The organism is Pseudomonas ogarae (assembly GCF_014268695.2).
Lineage (GTDB): Bacteria > Pseudomonadota > Gammaproteobacteria > Pseudomonadales > Pseudomonadaceae > Aquipseudomonas > Aquipseudomonas kilonensis.
The window spans coordinates 1487774-1502208 of sequence record NZ_CP077086.1; the positions used below are offsets into that span (position 1 = coordinate 1487774).

The 14435-nt window shown below is 62.7% G+C and carries 16 protein-coding genes; 11 read left to right on the forward strand and 5 right to left on the reverse strand.

All coding sequences use genetic code 11. The features are described from left to right. Positions 1-48 precede the first annotated feature (48 nt). Together HU749_RS06380 and HU749_RS06385 are read left to right on the forward strand one after the other, a co-directional pair. Positions 49-954, forward strand: a complete 906-nt coding sequence (locus HU749_RS06380; protein WP_046065331.1) for an alpha/beta hydrolase — start codon at positions 49-51, stop codon at positions 952-954. After that, complete coding sequence (locus HU749_RS06385) at positions 951-1280, forward strand: PA3694 family proteiin (protein ID WP_014336759.1); 330 nt, start codon at positions 951-953, stop codon at positions 1278-1280. The genes HU749_RS06380 and HU749_RS06385 overlap by 4 nt, the downstream gene beginning before the upstream one ends. 186 nt (positions 1281-1466) lie before the next feature. Here the strand turns inward: HU749_RS06385 and lptF are convergent, their stop codons facing one another. From lptF to HU749_RS06400, 3 genes are all read right to left on the reverse strand, one after another. Continuing rightward, complete coding sequence (gene lptF / locus HU749_RS06390) at positions 1467-2255, reverse strand: lipotoxin F family OmpA-related lipoprotein LptF (RefSeq protein ID WP_024619070.1); 789 nt, start codon at positions 2253-2255, stop codon at positions 1467-1469. A 51-nt stretch (positions 2256-2306) separates the two neighbouring features. Further along, positions 2307-2720 carry a DUF4398 domain-containing protein gene (locus HU749_RS06395; protein WP_095974827.1) on the reverse strand — a complete coding sequence of 138 codons (414 nt, stop codon included), beginning with the start codon at positions 2718-2720 and terminating at the stop codon, positions 2307-2309. 284 nt (positions 2721-3004) lie between these two features. Next, positions 3005-3349 (reverse strand): hypothetical protein, encoded by a 345-nt coding sequence (locus HU749_RS06400; RefSeq protein WP_003198166.1) that lies wholly within the window; start codon positions 3347-3349, stop codon positions 3005-3007. A 180-nt stretch (positions 3350-3529) separates the two neighbouring features. Between HU749_RS06400 and ppc the strand changes: the two genes are divergently transcribed. The 7 genes from ppc to HU749_RS06435 all read left to right on the forward strand — a co-directional run bounded on the left by ppc (position 3530) and on the right by HU749_RS06435 (position 10963). After that, positions 3530-6160 (forward strand): phosphoenolpyruvate carboxylase, encoded by a 2631-nt coding sequence (ppc, locus tag HU749_RS06405; protein ID WP_046065351.1) that lies wholly within the window; start codon positions 3530-3532, stop codon positions 6158-6160. A 291-nt stretch (positions 6161-6451) separates the two neighbouring features. Further along, on the forward strand, positions 6452-7099 hold the full coding sequence (gene adk, locus HU749_RS06410; RefSeq protein ID WP_014336764.1) for an adenylate kinase: 648 nt from the start codon (positions 6452-6454) through the stop codon (positions 7097-7099). Positions 7100-7192: 93 nt separating this feature from the next. Next, positions 7193-7870 (forward strand): tRNA (adenosine(37)-N6)-threonylcarbamoyltransferase complex dimerization subunit type 1 TsaB, encoded by a 678-nt coding sequence (gene tsaB / locus HU749_RS06415; RefSeq protein ID WP_095974828.1) that lies wholly within the window; start codon positions 7193-7195, stop codon positions 7868-7870. Positions 7871-8223: 353 nt separating this feature from the next. Beyond that, positions 8224-8535, forward strand: a complete 312-nt coding sequence (locus tag HU749_RS06420; protein ID WP_014336766.1) for a hypothetical protein — start codon at positions 8224-8226, stop codon at positions 8533-8535. Beyond that, on the forward strand, positions 8535-9395 hold the full coding sequence (locus HU749_RS06425) for a DUF72 domain-containing protein (protein ID WP_079302057.1): 861 nt from the start codon (positions 8535-8537) through the stop codon (positions 9393-9395). The genes HU749_RS06420 and HU749_RS06425 overlap by 1 nt, the downstream gene beginning before the upstream one ends. A gap of 31 nt (positions 9396-9426) precedes the next feature. Beyond that, complete coding sequence (locus tag HU749_RS06430) at positions 9427-10248, forward strand: isocitrate lyase/PEP mutase family protein (RefSeq protein ID WP_079302058.1); 822 nt, start codon at positions 9427-9429, stop codon at positions 10246-10248. Between the two features lie 16 nt (positions 10249-10264). Beyond that, positions 10265-10963: an extensin-like domain-containing protein gene (locus HU749_RS06435; RefSeq protein ID WP_046065328.1), complete on the forward strand. Its 699-nt coding sequence runs from the start codon at positions 10265-10267 to the stop codon at positions 10961-10963. A gap of 1 nt (position 10964) precedes the next feature. Here HU749_RS06435 and HU749_RS06440 read toward each other — a convergent pair whose 3' ends face one another. Next, positions 10965-11585 (reverse strand): energy transducer TonB, encoded by a 621-nt coding sequence (locus HU749_RS06440; RefSeq protein WP_095974829.1) that lies wholly within the window; start codon positions 11583-11585, stop codon positions 10965-10967. Positions 11586-11693: 108 nt separating this feature from the next. Here HU749_RS06440 and HU749_RS06445 point away from each other — a divergent pair, with 108 nt between their 5' ends. Continuing rightward, a complete protein-coding gene (locus tag HU749_RS06445) occupies positions 11694-12476 on the forward strand; it encodes a class I SAM-dependent methyltransferase (RefSeq protein WP_079302060.1) in 783 nt (260 codons plus the stop codon). A 124-nt stretch (positions 12477-12600) separates the two neighbouring features. Here HU749_RS06445 and HU749_RS06450 read toward each other — a convergent pair whose 3' ends face one another. Continuing rightward, positions 12601-13236 (reverse strand): TetR/AcrR family transcriptional regulator, encoded by a 636-nt coding sequence (locus HU749_RS06450; protein WP_079302061.1) that lies wholly within the window; start codon positions 13234-13236, stop codon positions 12601-12603. Positions 13237-13330: 94 nt separating this feature from the next. On the opposite strand from HU749_RS06450, the gene HU749_RS06455 reads away from it, so the two are divergent. Then, positions 13331-14431, forward strand: coding sequence for an efflux RND transporter periplasmic adaptor subunit (locus HU749_RS06455; protein WP_079302062.1), 1101 nt, complete (start codon positions 13331-13333; stop codon positions 14429-14431). Positions 14432-14435: the final 4 nt, after the last annotated feature.

Sequence of the window (14435 nt, forward strand, 5' to 3'; positions counted from 1 at the left end):
ATCCCACAGGGGGACGGCGTTTACTTCTGACTTGCGAGGCTTCACCGGATGCGAACCCTCGGCATCATTTGCCTGTTGCTGGCCCTGAACGGTTGCAGCTCACTGCTGTTCTACCCCGAACGCGGCCTGCCGTTCACCCCGGAGCGGGCCAAGCTCGAATACCGCGACGTCACCCTGACCACCGCTGACGGGCTCAAGCTCCGCGGCTGGTGGCTGCCCGTCAAACCAGGCGTGGAGGTCAAGGGCACGGTGCTGCATTTGCATGGCAACGGCGGCAACCTGGCCTGGCACCTGGGCGGGAGCTGGTGGTTGCCGGAGCAGGGCTACCAGGTGTTGATGGTCGACTACCGTGGTTACGGCGTGTCCGAAGGCGAGCCAAGCCTGCCGGCGATCTATCAGGACATCGACGCGGCGTTCCAATGGCTCGACCAGGCGCCGGAGGTGCAGGGCAAGCCGCTGGTGTTGCTCGGCCAGAGCCTGGGTGGCGCGCTGGCGGTGCATTACCTGGTTGAGCACCCGCAGCGCCAACGGCAGCTCAAGGCCCTGGTGCTCGATGGCGTGCCCGCCAGTTACCGCGACGTCGGCCGTTTTGCCCTGAGTACCTCGTGGTTGACCTGGCCGTTGCAGGTGCCGTTGTCCTGGCTGGTGCCGGATGGGGACAGCGCGATCAGTTCCGTGGCGCAATTGAATGGCGTGCCGAAATTGATCTACCACAGCCTGGACGACCCCATCGTGCCCCTTTCCAACGGCATCCGTCTGTATCAAGCTGCGCCGCCGCCGCGGGTCTTGCAGTTGACACGCGGCGGCCATGTGCAGACATTCGCCGACCGAACCTGGCGCACCGTGATGCTGCGCTACCTCGAGGATCCCCAGCACTTCGACGGCCTGCGCCGCCTGGGCGAGGTCCCGAACTATCCGAAATCACCCGTTGAATCACCAGAGAGTCCGCAATGAGCGAAGAACGTAACGCCATCCCCCTGATCATCACCGGTATCTGCAGCATCCTCGGCACCGTGGGGGTGCTCTGGTACTACGGTTACCTGCACTTCGCCAAGCCCGAGGACGCGTTGCTGCTCAACCAGTTCACCATGCTCAAGACCGTACCCGGCGAGGACTACAAGGTTTCCCTGGAACCGGCCCCCCAGGTCGCCCAATGCATCGATGGCGTGCTGGTATTGTTCGACACCGAGCAGAAAGGCCTGACCGGCGTGCTGATCAACGAGAAGAAACGCGCGGTGCGCTGCATGGGCCAGGAAACGCCGCAAAAATTGCAGCCATAAGCGAGCCCCCTGTGGGAGCGAGCTTGCTCGCGATAGCGGTGGTTCAGCAGCATAAATAGTGCCTGACACTCCGCCATCGCGAGCAAGCTCGCTCCCACAGGGATTGTGTACAGCCAAACCTCTTCGGCCATGAAAAAGCCCCGCCTGATGAAAGTCAGGCGGGGCTTTTTTGTTGCTCTCAGCCGATCAGTTGGCGCTCATGGTCGAGCGCGGGGCCACTGGCTGGTTGTCGTTGGAGATGGTCACTTCCACGCGACGGTTCATGGCACGGCCAGAGACGCTGGTGTTATCGGCCACCGGGAATTCCTTGCCGTAACCCTGGGTCACGATGCGGGCCGGGTCCACGCCCATTTTCACCAGGGCAGTGCGCACGGAGCTGGCGCGGCGCTCGGAGAGCGACTGGTTATAGGAATCCGAACCGGTGCTGTCGGTATAGCCTTCGATGATCACCTTGCGGTCCGGGCTTTCCTGGAGGAACTGCGCCAGTTTGCTCACATTCGTCATGCCGCTGGCGCGCAGGTCGGACTTGTTGGTGGCGAACAGCACGTCGCCGAAGGTCACCAGCGTACCGCGTTCGGTCTGCTTGGCGTTGAGGCTGTCCTGCAGTTGCTTGATCTGCGCGTTACGCGCATCGAGCAAGGCACGCGCACGTTCGTCACCGGCGTTTTTCAGTTCGGCTTCGGCGTTGCGCAAAGCGATGGTCTGCTTGGCCACTTCAACGCGCTGGTTGGTCAGATAGGCCAACTGGTCGACCTTGGCTTCGTCTTCCTTGTCCAGATAGGCCTTGTCAGCCTTGGCCAGGAAGTCCGCCGCGTCCTTGGTTTCCAGGGCCGCCACTTTGGTTGCCGCTGGGTCAGCCTGCAGGCCGTTGTAGTTGGTGCGCGCCTGTTCCAGGTTCGCGTTCGGGTCGTGGGAGCAAGCGGCCAGGGCTACGCAGGCAGCGAGCAGGGCGGGCATCATCAAGTGTTTGTGCATCATAGTCTGTCGTCCTTTTATCAATGAGAAGTACGTCGTGGCGTGAACGGTTTACTGAACCTTGTTCATGCCTTCCTGACGCAGTTCCTGAACCCCTTTCTGAGAATCCTTGAGTGCTTGTTCGGCCTTGGCGGCCTGAGCCTTGCGCTCGGCGACGCGGGCATCCCACTCGGCCTGTTCGGCCAGTCGCTTGGCTTCTTCGTAGTTCTTGTCATGCATGGCGATTTCGGCCTGCTTGAGCTTGTCCTGGGCCGATTTCATTTCCACAGCGGCGAATTCGGTACCGCCGGCGCTGACGGCGCTGTTGACCGCCGATTGGGTCACCGCGTACTGCTCCGAAGGTGGATTACCGGCGCAACCGGCGAGAATGAAGCTGCTACCGATCGCCAGGGCAGCCAACTTCAAACCGCGCAGGCCAGTGGATGAGGGTTTGGCAGTGCAGGTATTCATAGGCTTCAACTCCATTGGAAAACTCCTGAAAAAACGACAAATCCATGCTGGGACCGAAGCCGTGACGTCTGGTTTGGCGCTGGCGCCAAGGCGCGTTTATTTAAACGACCGTTCCAGTATGGTTACTCGGTGTGACCCGAGGCGTTTTTCAAAAGTTCAGCGAAGATGGCCATTCGCCAAAAGAATTACTGACTGATCGGTCAGTGGCAGAAAAGCTGAACTTTCAAGGCGCGCAGCGGTATTGCGGCGCAGGTGGAAAAGCCACCGCGCCGGAAAGTCGCAACCAGGAATGAAAGAAGTCAGTGTTTGGATTTGTCGTTCTGCGAGGAAAGTTCGTGCAGATGCCGGCGGGACAAGGCGAGGAATCGCGGGGTCGGGCCGACGTCTTCGTACAGCGGGTCGCCTTCTTCATCGGTGGCGACGACTTGTGAGCCCTTGATGTAGGGAAAGCTTGCTTCCAGTTCTTCCAGCGCCGCCCCGATCAGCTCGCCGAGCAGCTCCTCGGGTTGGCGCTTGGGGTACATGTCGCAGATCGCCGCCAGCCGGGCGGCGGCTTCCACGTCCAGATGGATCGTGTAGCCGGTCTGGGTCAGGCGGCCCTTGGCGTTTTCTTCCCAATGCTGGGCAAGCTCACGAATTTTCATGATGACCTCAATCAGTCTGCTCGTGGCAGGCGCGGTGAGTGACAAGCCGTTGTGTGGCTTACTCATGAGACTAGCTTTGTTGTGCAAGGTTTAAAGTCCCTTCGTCGCTTGTCATAAGCGACGGGCATCGGCACTCTCTGATCCAAGAGCTGTCCGGACTTTTTTGCTGGAGAAATGCTGATGACCGATATCGATGCCCGCTTGCGCGAGGATGTCCACCTGCTCGGCGAACTGCTGGGCAATACCATCCGCGAACAGTACGGGGACACGTTTCTCGACAAGATCGAGCAGATCCGCAAGGGCGCCAAGGCTGACCGACGCGGCTCTGTGGACGCCGAGCTCAGCGCCAGCCTCAACCAGCTGAGCGAGGACGAACTGCTGCCGGTGGCGCGGGCGTTCAACCAGTTCCTCAACCTTGCCAACATCGCCGAGCAGTACCAACTGATTCATCGCCGCGAAGAGTCACAACCGGCGCCCTTCGAGGCACGGGTGCTGCCCGAGTTGCTCGCCCGGCTGCGCGCCGAGGGTCATGGCGCCGAAGCCCTGGCACGACAATTGGGGCGGCTGGAGATCGAACTGGTCCTCACGGCCCACCCCACGGAAGTGGCTCGCCGTACGCTGATCCAGAAATACGACGCCATCGCCGCGCAACTGGCGGCCCAGGATCACCGCGACCTGACCAGCGCCGAGCGCGCGCAGATTCACGAACGCCTGCAGCGGTTGATCGCCGAAGCCTGGCACACCGAAGAAATCCGCCGCACCCGGCCGACCCCGGTGGACGAGGCCAAGTGGGGTTTCGCGGTGATCGAGCACTCGTTGTGGCAGGCCATCCCCAATTACCTGCGCAAGGCCGACCAGGCCCTGCATGCCGCCACCGGGCTGCGCCTGCCGCTGGAGGCTGCGCCGATCCGTTTTGCCTCGTGGATGGGCGGCGACCGTGACGGCAACCCGAATGTCACCGCCGCCGTGACCCGCGAGGTGCTGTTGCTGGCGCGGTGGATGGCGGCGGACCTGTACCTGCGTGATGTCGATCAACTGGCGGCCGAGCTGTCGATGCAACACGCCAGCGAGGACTTGCGTGCCCAGGCCGGCGACAGCGCCGAACCTTATCGCGCCGTGCTCAAGCAACTGCGTGAACGCCTGCGCGCCACCCGCAACTGGGCCCACGCTTCCCTGAGCGCCGCCACGCCGCCAAGCGCCGACGTGCTGCAGCACAACCGCGAGCTGCTGGACCCCCTGGAGTTGTGCTACCACTCGTTGCACGAATGCGGCATGGGCGTGATTGCCGACGGGCCGCTGCTCGATTGCCTGCGCCGGGCGGTGACCTTCGGTCTGTTCCTGGTGCGCCTCGATGTGCGCCAGGACTCGACGCGCCATACCGCCGCCATGACGGAAATAACCGACTACCTGGGCCTGGGGCGCTATGAGGATTGGAACGAGGAGCAGCGCATCAGCTTCTTGCTGGCGGAACTGAGCAACCGGCGTCCGCTGCTGCCGGCCCATTTCAAGCCGTCGGCCGATACGGCGGAAGTCTTGGCGACGTGCCGGGAAGTGGCTGCGGCGCCAGCGGCGTCCCTGGGTTCCTACGTGATCTCCATGGCCGGTGCGGCTTCCGATGTCCTCGCCGTGCAGCTGTTATTGAAGGACGCCGGCGTGTTGCGGCCAATGCGCGTGGTGCCGCTGTTCGAGACCCTGGCCGACCTGGACAACGCCGGGCCGGTGATCGAGCGGCTGTTGCTGCTGCCCGGCTATCGCTCGCGGCTGCAAGGCCCTCAGGAAGTGATGATTGGCTATTCCGATTCGGCCAAGGACGCCGGGACCACCGCGGCGGCCTGGGCACAGTATCGGGCCCAGGAGCGGTTGGTGGACATCTGCCGCGAGCAGCAAGTCGAACTGCTGTTGTTCCATGGCCGCGGCGGCACCGTGGGCCGTGGTGGCGGTCCGGCGCACGCGGCGATCCTGTCCCAGCCACCGGGTTCGGTGGCCGGGCGTTTCCGCACCACTGAGCAAGGCGAAATGATTCGTTTCAAATTCGGCCTGCCGGACATCGCCGAACAGAACCTCAACCTTTATCTCGCCGCCGTGCTCGAAGCGACGCTGCTGCCACCGCCGCCGCCCACGCCGCAGTGGCGGGACCTGATGGACGAGCTGGCGGCCGATGGCGTCCGTGCCTACCGCGCCGTGGTGCGGGAAAACCCGCAATTTGTCGAGTATTTCCGCCAGTCCACCCCCGAGCAGGAACTGGGGCGCCTGCCCCTGGGCAGCCGTCCGGCCAAGCGTCGGGCCGGTGGTATCGAAAGCCTGCGGGCGATCCCGTGGATCTTCGGCTGGACCCAGACCCGCCTGATGCTGCCGGCCTGGCTCGGCTGGGAAACCGCACTGAGCAAGGCCCTGGAGCGCGGCGAAGGTGAGTTGCTGGGGCAGATGCGCGAGCAGTGGCCGTTCTTCCGGACCCGCATCGACATGCTGGAGATGGTGCTGGCCAAGGCCGACGCCGATATTGCCCGCTCCTACGACGAGCGTTTGGTTGAACCTGGGCTGCTGCCTTTGGGTGCGCAGTTACGCGACCTATTGTCGCAGGCCTGTGGGGTGGTACTTGGGTTGACCGGTCAGTCGCAGCTACTGGCACATAGCCCAGCCACGCTGGAATTCATTCGCCTGCGCAACACGTACCTCGACCCGCTGCACCTGTTGCAGGCCGAACTGTTGGCGCGCTCGCGGCAACAGGATGTGGCCCAGGGCAGCCCCGTGGAACAGGCGTTGCTGGTGTCTGTGGCGGGGATTGCCGCCGGTTTGCGCAATACCGGCTAAGATCAGGCAGCGCACCGAAACGGCTCGCCCGGCGTTCCCGGGCGTTGTCCGTCGGGGGAGGGGACAGGTCGGTCAGGCGACAGTTTGTTGCCCGGTTGCGACTCTCGCCACCCCCTGCGAAGGTCGTATCCGGCGCGGGTTCCTCCGACTTTCGGCGGCTTGTGTGGGTCGGGCCTGCTGTGTATCTTGATCAGCCTTTGGCCGTTTGGGCGGTCACGATCCTGTTTTTCGAAGATTGGCCCCACGAGGCGAATCCGAGCGTTTTACATAAAAAAATTGAGGAGCACATCGATGCGCGTCATTCTGCTGGGAGCTCCCGGGGCCGGTAAAGGTACTCAGGCAAAGTTCATCACCGAAAAATTCGGTATCCCGCAAATTTCCACTGGCGACATGCTGCGTGCCGCGGTCAAGGCAGGCACTCCACTGGGCGTTCAAGCCAAGAGCATCATGGATGCCGGCGGCCTGGTGTCGGATGACCTGATCATCGCCCTGGTCAAGGATCGCATCGCTCAACCCGACTGCGCCAATGGGTTCCTGTTCGATGGCTTCCCACGCACCATTCCCCAGGCCGAAGCCCTGGTGACGGCTGGTGTCGAGCTGGATGCGGTCGTTGAAATTGCCGTCGAAGACGAGGAAATCGTCCAGCGCATTGCCGGTCGACGCGTTCATGAGCCTTCCGGGCGCGTTTACCACACCGTCTACAATCCGCCGAAAGCCGAAGGCAAGGATGACGTGACGGGTGAAGACCTGGTGCAGCGCAAGGACGACACCGAAGAAACCGTGCGTCATCGCCTGTCGGTCTACCATTCCCAGACCAAGCCGCTGGTGGATTTCTACCAGAAACTGTCGGCTGCCAATGGCAAGCCGAAATACAGCCATATCGAAGGCGTCGGTTCGGTTGAAGCGATCACTGCCAAGGTGCTTGCAGCCTTGAGCTGAAAAGTCTGATCAGTTGCATCAACTACGGCCCGCTTGCGGGCCGTAGTTGTTTATACTGGCGCACTTTTTTCCACCTGATTTACGGACACATCGATGAGCACCTTGCTGGCCCTGGACACCGCGACTGAAGCTTGCTCCGTTGCCTTGCTGCACGACGGCAAGGTCACGAGCCATTACGAGGTGATCCCGCGCCTGCATGCGCAGAAACTGTTGCCGATGATCCAGAAACTGCTGAGCGATGCCGGGACGACCTTGCAGGCAGTGGACGCGATAGCCTTCGGTCGCGGGCCGGGGGCTTTTACCGGCGTGCGCATCGCTATCGGTGTGGTGCAGGGGCTGGCGTTTGCCCTGGAGCGGCCGGTGTTGCCGGTGTCGAACCTGGCGGTGCTGGCCCAGCGCGCCTTGCGCGAACAGGGCGCCCGTCAAGTCGCAGCGGCCATCGATGCGCGCATGGACGAGGTGTACTGGGGCTGCTATCGCGAAACCGACGGCGAGATGCGCCTGGTCGGTGCTGAAGCGGTATTGCCGCCCGAAGCGGCGGCGTTGCCGAACGAAGCCAGCGGCGATTGGTTCGGCGCCGGTACCGGTTGGGGCTACGGCGAGCGCATCGCCGTCAACCTGGCCGGCCAGGACGCCACCCTGCTGCCTCACGCCGAAGACCTGCTGGCCCTGGCCCGATTTGCCTGGGCCCGTGGTGAAGCCATCCCGGCCGATGATGCGCAACCCGTTTACTTGCGGGACAAAGTCGCCACGCCAAAGTCCGAGCGATAAAAAGCATCACTCCGCTTTCAAGCGGGCAGCGTTGTGGCGAGGGAGCTTGCTCCCGCTGGGGCGCGAAGCGGCCCTAGAACCTCGCTCGCATCGTTCTGGTCCAGGTTTTGGGGCTGCTTCGCAGCCCAGCGGGAGCAAGCTCCCTCGCCACAAAGGCATGGGGTCCTCCCAAAAGCGGTGTTCTCGCAAAAAGTCATTTTCGCCTCTAAAAGTCACACCCAATATTGCCAGTCGTCACTTTTTCAGCCCGTTTTTAAACCTTTTAGGCTTTATGTGTTCTAGTTATCACTTGCGCATTTGCGCGGCTGCGAAAGTGCCGCTAAATTGCCATCATTGATACCGAGCATTCTGTTATGCGTATAGACGGCGTTTCATCCCAGTCCTATCCCATCAAGCGCAAGCCTCGTGCAGGCAAAATCGCTGAGCAAGAGTCCTTCGATGATGATATCGATGGCGAACTGGAGTTCCCGTCTGAAGAGCAACTGGCCGCCCGCGCCGCCAAGGCCTCCGCGCAACGCCTGAGCAATCTCCCCGCCCGTCAGCAAGACATGCTTTATCACCGTGCAATGAGCCGCAGTGTCGCCACGGCCCTGGCGAGCTACCTGAGCACCGCCGGTTTTGTCGATTGGGATATGGAAGTGCTGGGACTCGATCTCTACATCTGATGGTCTTGCCTTACTACCTGGGCTGTCCGTCCTGGAGCGAAAACGCCTGGCGTGATTATCTCTATCCCCAGGACGCGAAAAGCACCGACTTTCTGAATCTCTATTCCCAAGTGTTCAATGCCGTGGAAGGCAATACGACCTTCTACGCCAGCCCTTCTGTGGCCACGGTCCAGCGCTGGGCCGAAATCATGCCCGAGCACTTTCGCTTCACCGCCAAGTTTCCCGGTGACATCAGCCACAACGGCGACTTGCGCGAGCGCCTGACGGCCACCGAAACCTTCCTGCAACTGCTCAGCCCCTTGGGTGAGCGTGTCTCGCCGTACTGGCTGCAACTGTCCAAGGCCTTCACCCCGAATCGGTTGCCGGAATTGGCGGGGTTCATCGACGCCTTGCAGCGCCCCTTGGCTGTGGAAGTCCGTCACGATGAGTTCTTTGCCAAGGGCGACGCCGAACGGCGCCTCAATCGCCTGTTGCTCGATCGTGGTGTCGAACGCATCTGCCTCGATCCCCGGGCGTTGTTCAGTTGCACCTCGACTGATCCTGCGGTGCTCCACGCGCAATCGAAAAAGCCCCGCGTACCACCCCGGCCCGCGGCGTTCACCCAATGTCCGCAAGTGCGCTTCATCGGTCATCCGGTGCTGGAAGCCAATGAACCGTTCCTGACGCCCTGGGTGGAGAAAATCGCCGGGTGGATCGAAGAAGGGCGCACGCCCTATATCTTCCTCCACACCGCCGACAACCTGCTGGCAGCCAAACTCGCGCAACGCTTCCACACTCGCCTGATGAGTCGTTTGCCTGGCTTGCCGGCCTTGCCTGAGCTATATAGAGAGCCCGCCGCCGAGCAACTGGGTTTGCTCTGAGGCCAACCCTCCCTGCTCAGGAGCGAACTACATGGATGCGCAAACTCGTCGAGCCCAGGCGTTCAAGGCCTTGCACGCACGTGAAGGGGCTTTTGTCATTCCCAATCCGTGGGATGCCGGTTCGGCCAAGATGCTGGCCAGCCTCGGTTTTGAAGCCCTGGCGACCACCAGTGCCGGTCACGCCTTTTCCTTGGGTCGGCCCGATGGCGCGCTGGGCCTGGAGGACACGCTGGCTAACGTGCGGGCGATTGTGGCTGCCACTGACCTGCCGGTGGCCGTCGACCTGGAGAACGGTTTTGCCGATGCCCCCGACGATTGCGCACGCAACCTGCTCCGTGCGGCAGCGGCCGGCGCGGTGGGCGGTTCGATCGAGGATGCCACGGGGCGTGAAGACAGCCCGATCTATTGCTTCGACCACGCCGTGGCGCGGGTCAAGGCCGCCGCCGAGGCCGTGCGCAGCTTGCCGTATCCCTTCCTGCTGACGGCCCGGGCGGAGAACTTCCTGCACGGCAATCCGGACCTGGACGACACCATTCGCCGCTTGAAGGCCTTCGCAGACGCGGGGGCCGACGTGTTGTACGCCCCAGGGCTGAGCAGCGCCGAGCAAGTGCTGGCGGTGGTACAGGCCGTGGCGCCGAAACCGGTGAACGTGCTGATGTCCGGGGCGCTGGACCTGACGGTGACGCAGTTGAGCGAGTTGGGCGTCAAGCGCATCAGCGTCGGATCGGCGTTGGCCCTGGCCGCGCTTGGCGAGTTCTTCCGCGCCGCCGAAGAAATCCAGCAGCAGGGCACGTTCACCTTCACGCGCCGCTCGATGCCGTTCAAGCAGGCCAACCAATTATTCAAGGGTTGAGGCCCGAGGCAACGTCGTGCGGTTTTTGAAAGTTCTTGCGGTAGTGGCACTGCTCGTTGGCGTTGCAGTGCTGGGAGTATGGCGCGGCTGGGTGGCGCTGCCGCCCCAATGGAATCCCTGGGCGCCTTTGGACGTCAACCTTGCGCCGAACCTGCTGACCCGCTTCAAGCTCATGGCCCTGCGTAACGACCCGCAGCTGTGCGACCAGGCCCTCGCCACCTCGGGTCTGCGCACCGCCCGCCAGGCGGACAGCGGCGCCAGTTCGACGTGCCCGCTGACCAATGTACTGAGGGTGCAGGGCGGTGAAGTGGCGCTGAGCAGCAGTTTCCTCGCCAGTTGCCCACTGGCCGTGGCGTTTGCGCTGTTCGAGCGCCATGGGTTGCAGCCGGCGGCAATGGCGGTCTATGGGCAGAAAGTGACGCGAGTCGATCACCTCGGCAGTTTCGCCTGTCGCAACATGTATGGCCGTGAGAGCGGGTCGCGCAGCCAGCACGCCACCGCCAGTGCGCTGGACATCGCTGGGTTTCGCCTGGCCGATGGCCGCACGGTCAGCGTGCTCAAGGACTGGCCCAAGGACGATGCCGATGCGCGGTTTCTGCGTCAGGCCCGCGACGGCGCCTGCGATATGTTCAGTGTGGTCTTGAGCCCGGATTACAACGCGGCGCACCGCAACCATTTTCATCTGGACGTGGGGCCATGGTGGATCTGTCGTTGATTTAAGCGGCGATACGCAGGTTCTGCAGCACGATCGGACGTGCCCAGCGGATGTCGAAATCCAGTTGTTTCTGCTGCGCCACCAATTCCTCTTCCGGGAAGGGCGGGAACGGCTTGTCCAGCAGGTCGAGTTCGAACTCGGCGATCGGCAGGTGCAGTGGGCGCGGTTGCGGTGCCGGGCTGGGCTCCGGCAGCGGTTGGCCGGCGGTGAGGACGAGTGGGCGAACCCAGTTGCTCTCGAAGGTCTGCTGCTTTTGCTGGGCGGCGATTTCTTCCGCTGGGAAGGGCGGGAAGGGCTTGTCCAGCAGGTCGAGTTCGAATTCGGCGATGGGCAGGAACAGCGGCTCAGGCGGCTTGACCGGCGTTTCGGTCACTTCGCAGGTGCGCTGGCTGACGATGTGCTCCAGCAACTCGGCGCCGAGGGTCGGTTCAACCGCTTCATCGAGGGCCACTGGCTGGTAGCTGCCAGGTGCCGGTGCGTTATCACCCAGTTGATCGGCCAGGGCCCGGGCAAAAAAATCCTGCCACAGGTGACTGACGCCGCTCAGCGCTTGGGTGTTACGCAGGCTGTAATCGCCGTAAGGGGAGATAACGCCTATCGATGTGGATTGAATGTCTGACATTTTTCTCGGTCGACGCTCAGCTCTGGCAAAATGCCGTTCACCGTTGTTATCGGCCGTTTTTGCCGATCCTTAATTTTTTGAGCATGTTTCCAGGAATGAACAACTTCCATGAGTGAGCAACCCGCGGCCTGCCGCATCCATGTCGAGGCCCTGGCCCCGGCCTTCCAACCGCAGGCCGAGCACTGGGCCGAGCGGCTTGGCCTGCCTATGCAAGTGGACGATGGCGAGTTTGCCTTGCAGGTCGGCGAGCAGGGGTTGCAGTTGCAGCAACTGGGCCCGGACGCGCCAGGGCCGGTGCGTGTGGACTTCGTCGAGGGCGGTGCGGCCCATCGGCGCCTGTACGGCGGTGGCAGCGGCCAGATGATCGCCAAGGCGGTCGGCATAGCCCAAGGTGTGCGTCCGCGGGTGCTGGACGCCACGGCCGGGTTGGGCAAGGATGCGTTTGTGCTGGCCAGCCTGGGCTGCGAAATGAGCCTGATCGAGCGTCAACCGCTGATTGGCGCCTTGCTGGAGGATGGCCTGGCCCGTGGGGCAGAGGACTTCGAGGTGGCGCCGATCGTGGCGCGCATGCGTTTGCTCAAGGGCAACTCCATCGAGGTGATGCGCAACTGGGAAGGCGAGCCGCCCCAGGTGATCTACCTGGACCCGATGTTTCCTCATCGGGAGAAAACCGCCCTGGTGAAGAAGGAAATGCGCCTGTTCCGCCCTCTGGTGGGCGATGACCCGGACGCCCCGGCATTGCTCGCTGCGGCCCTGGCCCTGGCGACCCACCGGGTGGTGGTCAAGCGCCCGCGCAAGGCCCCCTGCATCGAAGGGCCGAAGCCGAGCCATGGGCTCGATGGCAAATCCAGTCGCTACGACATCTACCCCAAGAAAGCGCTCAAGCCCTGAGACCGAAGCGCCTGCATCGCGAGCAAGCTCGCTCCCACATTGGATCTGTGTGTTCATCAAACCCTGTGGGAGCGAGCTTGCTCGCGATGGGGCCCTTCCAGCCAGCGAAAGGCTGTCGGTCGAGCTAAGGCCGATAAGCCCGCACAAACAACCCCACCACTTCCTGCACATGAGCCTCGGCGGCTTCCGGTTCCGGCGCCGGGCCGCAGCCAGACAACAACCGGAAGTTCGCCGCGCCCTTGATCAGGCAGAAAAAATGCTCGGCGGCATTGCGTGGTTTATCGATGCTCAGGGCACCGCTCTGGTTGACCTTGCTCAGCAGCCGCTCCATGCCTGAGAGCATCCGCTGTGGGCCTGCTTCGTAGAAAATCGTCGACAGCTTCGGATCCTGGCTGCCCAAGGCCATGATCAGCCGATGCAGGTTCAACGATTCATCGCTGTTGATCAGTTGGTTGAACCCACGGGCAATGTTCAGCAGCACGTTTTCGATCGGAACGCCGTCAGGCCATTCGTAAAACAGCGACGGTACCTGCTCTTCACATTTGGCCATCACGGCGGCGGAAAACAGCGTCTCCTTGTCGTTGAAATGGCTGTAGACCGTCAGCTTCGAAACCCCCGCCTCGGTGGCGACGGCGTCCATGCTGGTATTGGCATACCCCATGCTCAGGAACAGACGTTTCGCCGCGTCGAGAATGGCCTGGCGCTTGGCCAGGTCCTTGGGACGGCCGGGGCCGGAGGGGACTGGAGGATTGTTCGACATTTCTTCGCTTTAATACTGGACTGGTGAGTTTGCTATTAATAACATACTCGCCAGTATAATTATTCCAAGCACCATTAGCGAAAGGTCACTCGCCATGTTCCGCTATGCCCTGCCCCTCGCCGTGCCAGTCGCCCTGGCTTTTTTATTGTCTGCGTGCGGTCATGACGAGCCGGTCCCGGTCGCCGTGCGCCCGGTCATGGTGGTCAATCCAGAGCCTTCGGCCCAGGCGATGGACAGTTATCCCGGCGAAGTACGAGCCCGATTCGAGCCCGACCTGGCCTTTCGCATTGGCGGCAAGGTGAGCCGACGGCTTGTCGAAGAGGGCCAGCGGGTCAAGGCCAATCAACCGCTGGCTGAACTTGATCCCGAAGATGTGCGTCTGCAATTGGAAGCAACCCGTGCCCAGGTTGCCGCCGCCGAGGCCAACCTGAACCTGGTCCGCGCCGAGCGTGACCGCTACAAGACCTTGATGGAACGGCAGATGGTCAGCCGCTCCCAGTACGACAACGCCGAAAACCTTTATCGCTCCGGCACCGCGCGGCTCAAGCAGATCAAGGCCGAGTTCGATGTCGCCAACAACCAGGCCAGTTATTCGATATTGCGTGCGCCCCAGGATGGCGTGGTCGCCCGGCGTTCGGTGGAAGTCGGGCAGGTGGTGTCGGCCGGGCAAACCGTCTTCACCCTCGCCACCGACGGTGAGCGTGAAGTGCTGATCAGCCTGCCGGAGCAGGGTTTTGGCCGGTTCAAGATCGGCCAGCCGGTTTCGGTCGAACTGTGGAGCCAACCCGACCAGCGGTTCAGCGGACGCATTCGCGAGCTGTCGCCTGCCGCCGACCCCAAGTCTCGCACCTTCGCCGCCCGCGTGGCCTTCACCGCCGGCAGTGTTCCAGCCGAGCTGGGCCAGAGCGCCCGGGTGTTTATCCAGACCGCCGACAAGGTGCCGCTGTCGGTGCCGTTGTCGGCCCTGACGGCGGAAAATGGCGCGACCTATGTCTGGGTCGTCAACGCCGACAACACCCTGAAGAAAGTCCCGGTGCGGGTCGGCGCCTTCGGCGAAAAGACCGTTCCGGTGCTTGAAGGCCTCGGCCCAGATGACTGGGTGGTGGCGGCCGGTGTGCATGTGCTCCTCGACGGCCAGCAGGTGCGGCCGGTGGATCGCTCCAACCGCGTGGTCAACCTGACGGCCAAGGAGTAATCCC

Excerpts from the sequence above, each read along its gene's own strand:
- HU749_RS06380 (WP_046065331.1), top strand. The coding sequence starts at position 49 with ATGCGAACCCTCGGCATCATTTGCCTGTTGCTGGCCCTGAACGGTTGC.
- HU749_RS06385 (WP_014336759.1), top strand. The coding sequence starts at position 951 with ATGAGCGAAGAACGTAACGCCATCCCCCTGATCATCACCGGTATCTGC.
- lptF (WP_024619070.1), bottom strand. The coding sequence starts at position 2,255 with ATGCACAAACACTTGATGATGCCCGCCCTGCTCGCTGCCTGCGTAGCC.
- HU749_RS06395 (WP_095974827.1), bottom strand. The coding sequence starts at position 2,720 with ATGGAGTTGAAGCCTATGAATACCTGCACTGCCAAACCCTCATCCACT.
- HU749_RS06400 (WP_003198166.1), bottom strand. The coding sequence starts at position 3,349 with ATGAAAATTCGTGAGCTTGCCCAGCATTGGGAAGAAAACGCCAAGGGC.
- ppc (WP_046065351.1), top strand. The coding sequence starts at position 3,530 with ATGACCGATATCGATGCCCGCTTGCGCGAGGATGTCCACCTGCTCGGC.
- adk (WP_014336764.1), top strand. The coding sequence starts at position 6,452 with ATGCGCGTCATTCTGCTGGGAGCTCCCGGGGCCGGTAAAGGTACTCAG.
- tsaB (WP_095974828.1), top strand. The coding sequence starts at position 7,193 with ATGAGCACCTTGCTGGCCCTGGACACCGCGACTGAAGCTTGCTCCGTT.
- HU749_RS06420 (WP_014336766.1), top strand. The coding sequence starts at position 8,224 with ATGCGTATAGACGGCGTTTCATCCCAGTCCTATCCCATCAAGCGCAAG.
- HU749_RS06425 (WP_079302057.1), top strand. The coding sequence starts at position 8,535 with ATGGTCTTGCCTTACTACCTGGGCTGTCCGTCCTGGAGCGAAAACGCC.
- HU749_RS06430 (WP_079302058.1), top strand. The coding sequence starts at position 9,427 with ATGGATGCGCAAACTCGTCGAGCCCAGGCGTTCAAGGCCTTGCACGCA.
- HU749_RS06440 (WP_095974829.1), bottom strand. The coding sequence starts at position 11,585 with ATGTCAGACATTCAATCCACATCGATAGGCGTTATCTCCCCTTACGGC.
- HU749_RS06445 (WP_079302060.1), top strand. The coding sequence starts at position 11,694 with ATGAGTGAGCAACCCGCGGCCTGCCGCATCCATGTCGAGGCCCTGGCC.
- HU749_RS06450 (WP_079302061.1), bottom strand. The coding sequence starts at position 13,236 with ATGTCGAACAATCCTCCAGTCCCCTCCGGCCCCGGCCGTCCCAAGGAC.
- HU749_RS06455 (WP_079302062.1), top strand. The coding sequence starts at position 13,331 with ATGTTCCGCTATGCCCTGCCCCTCGCCGTGCCAGTCGCCCTGGCTTTT.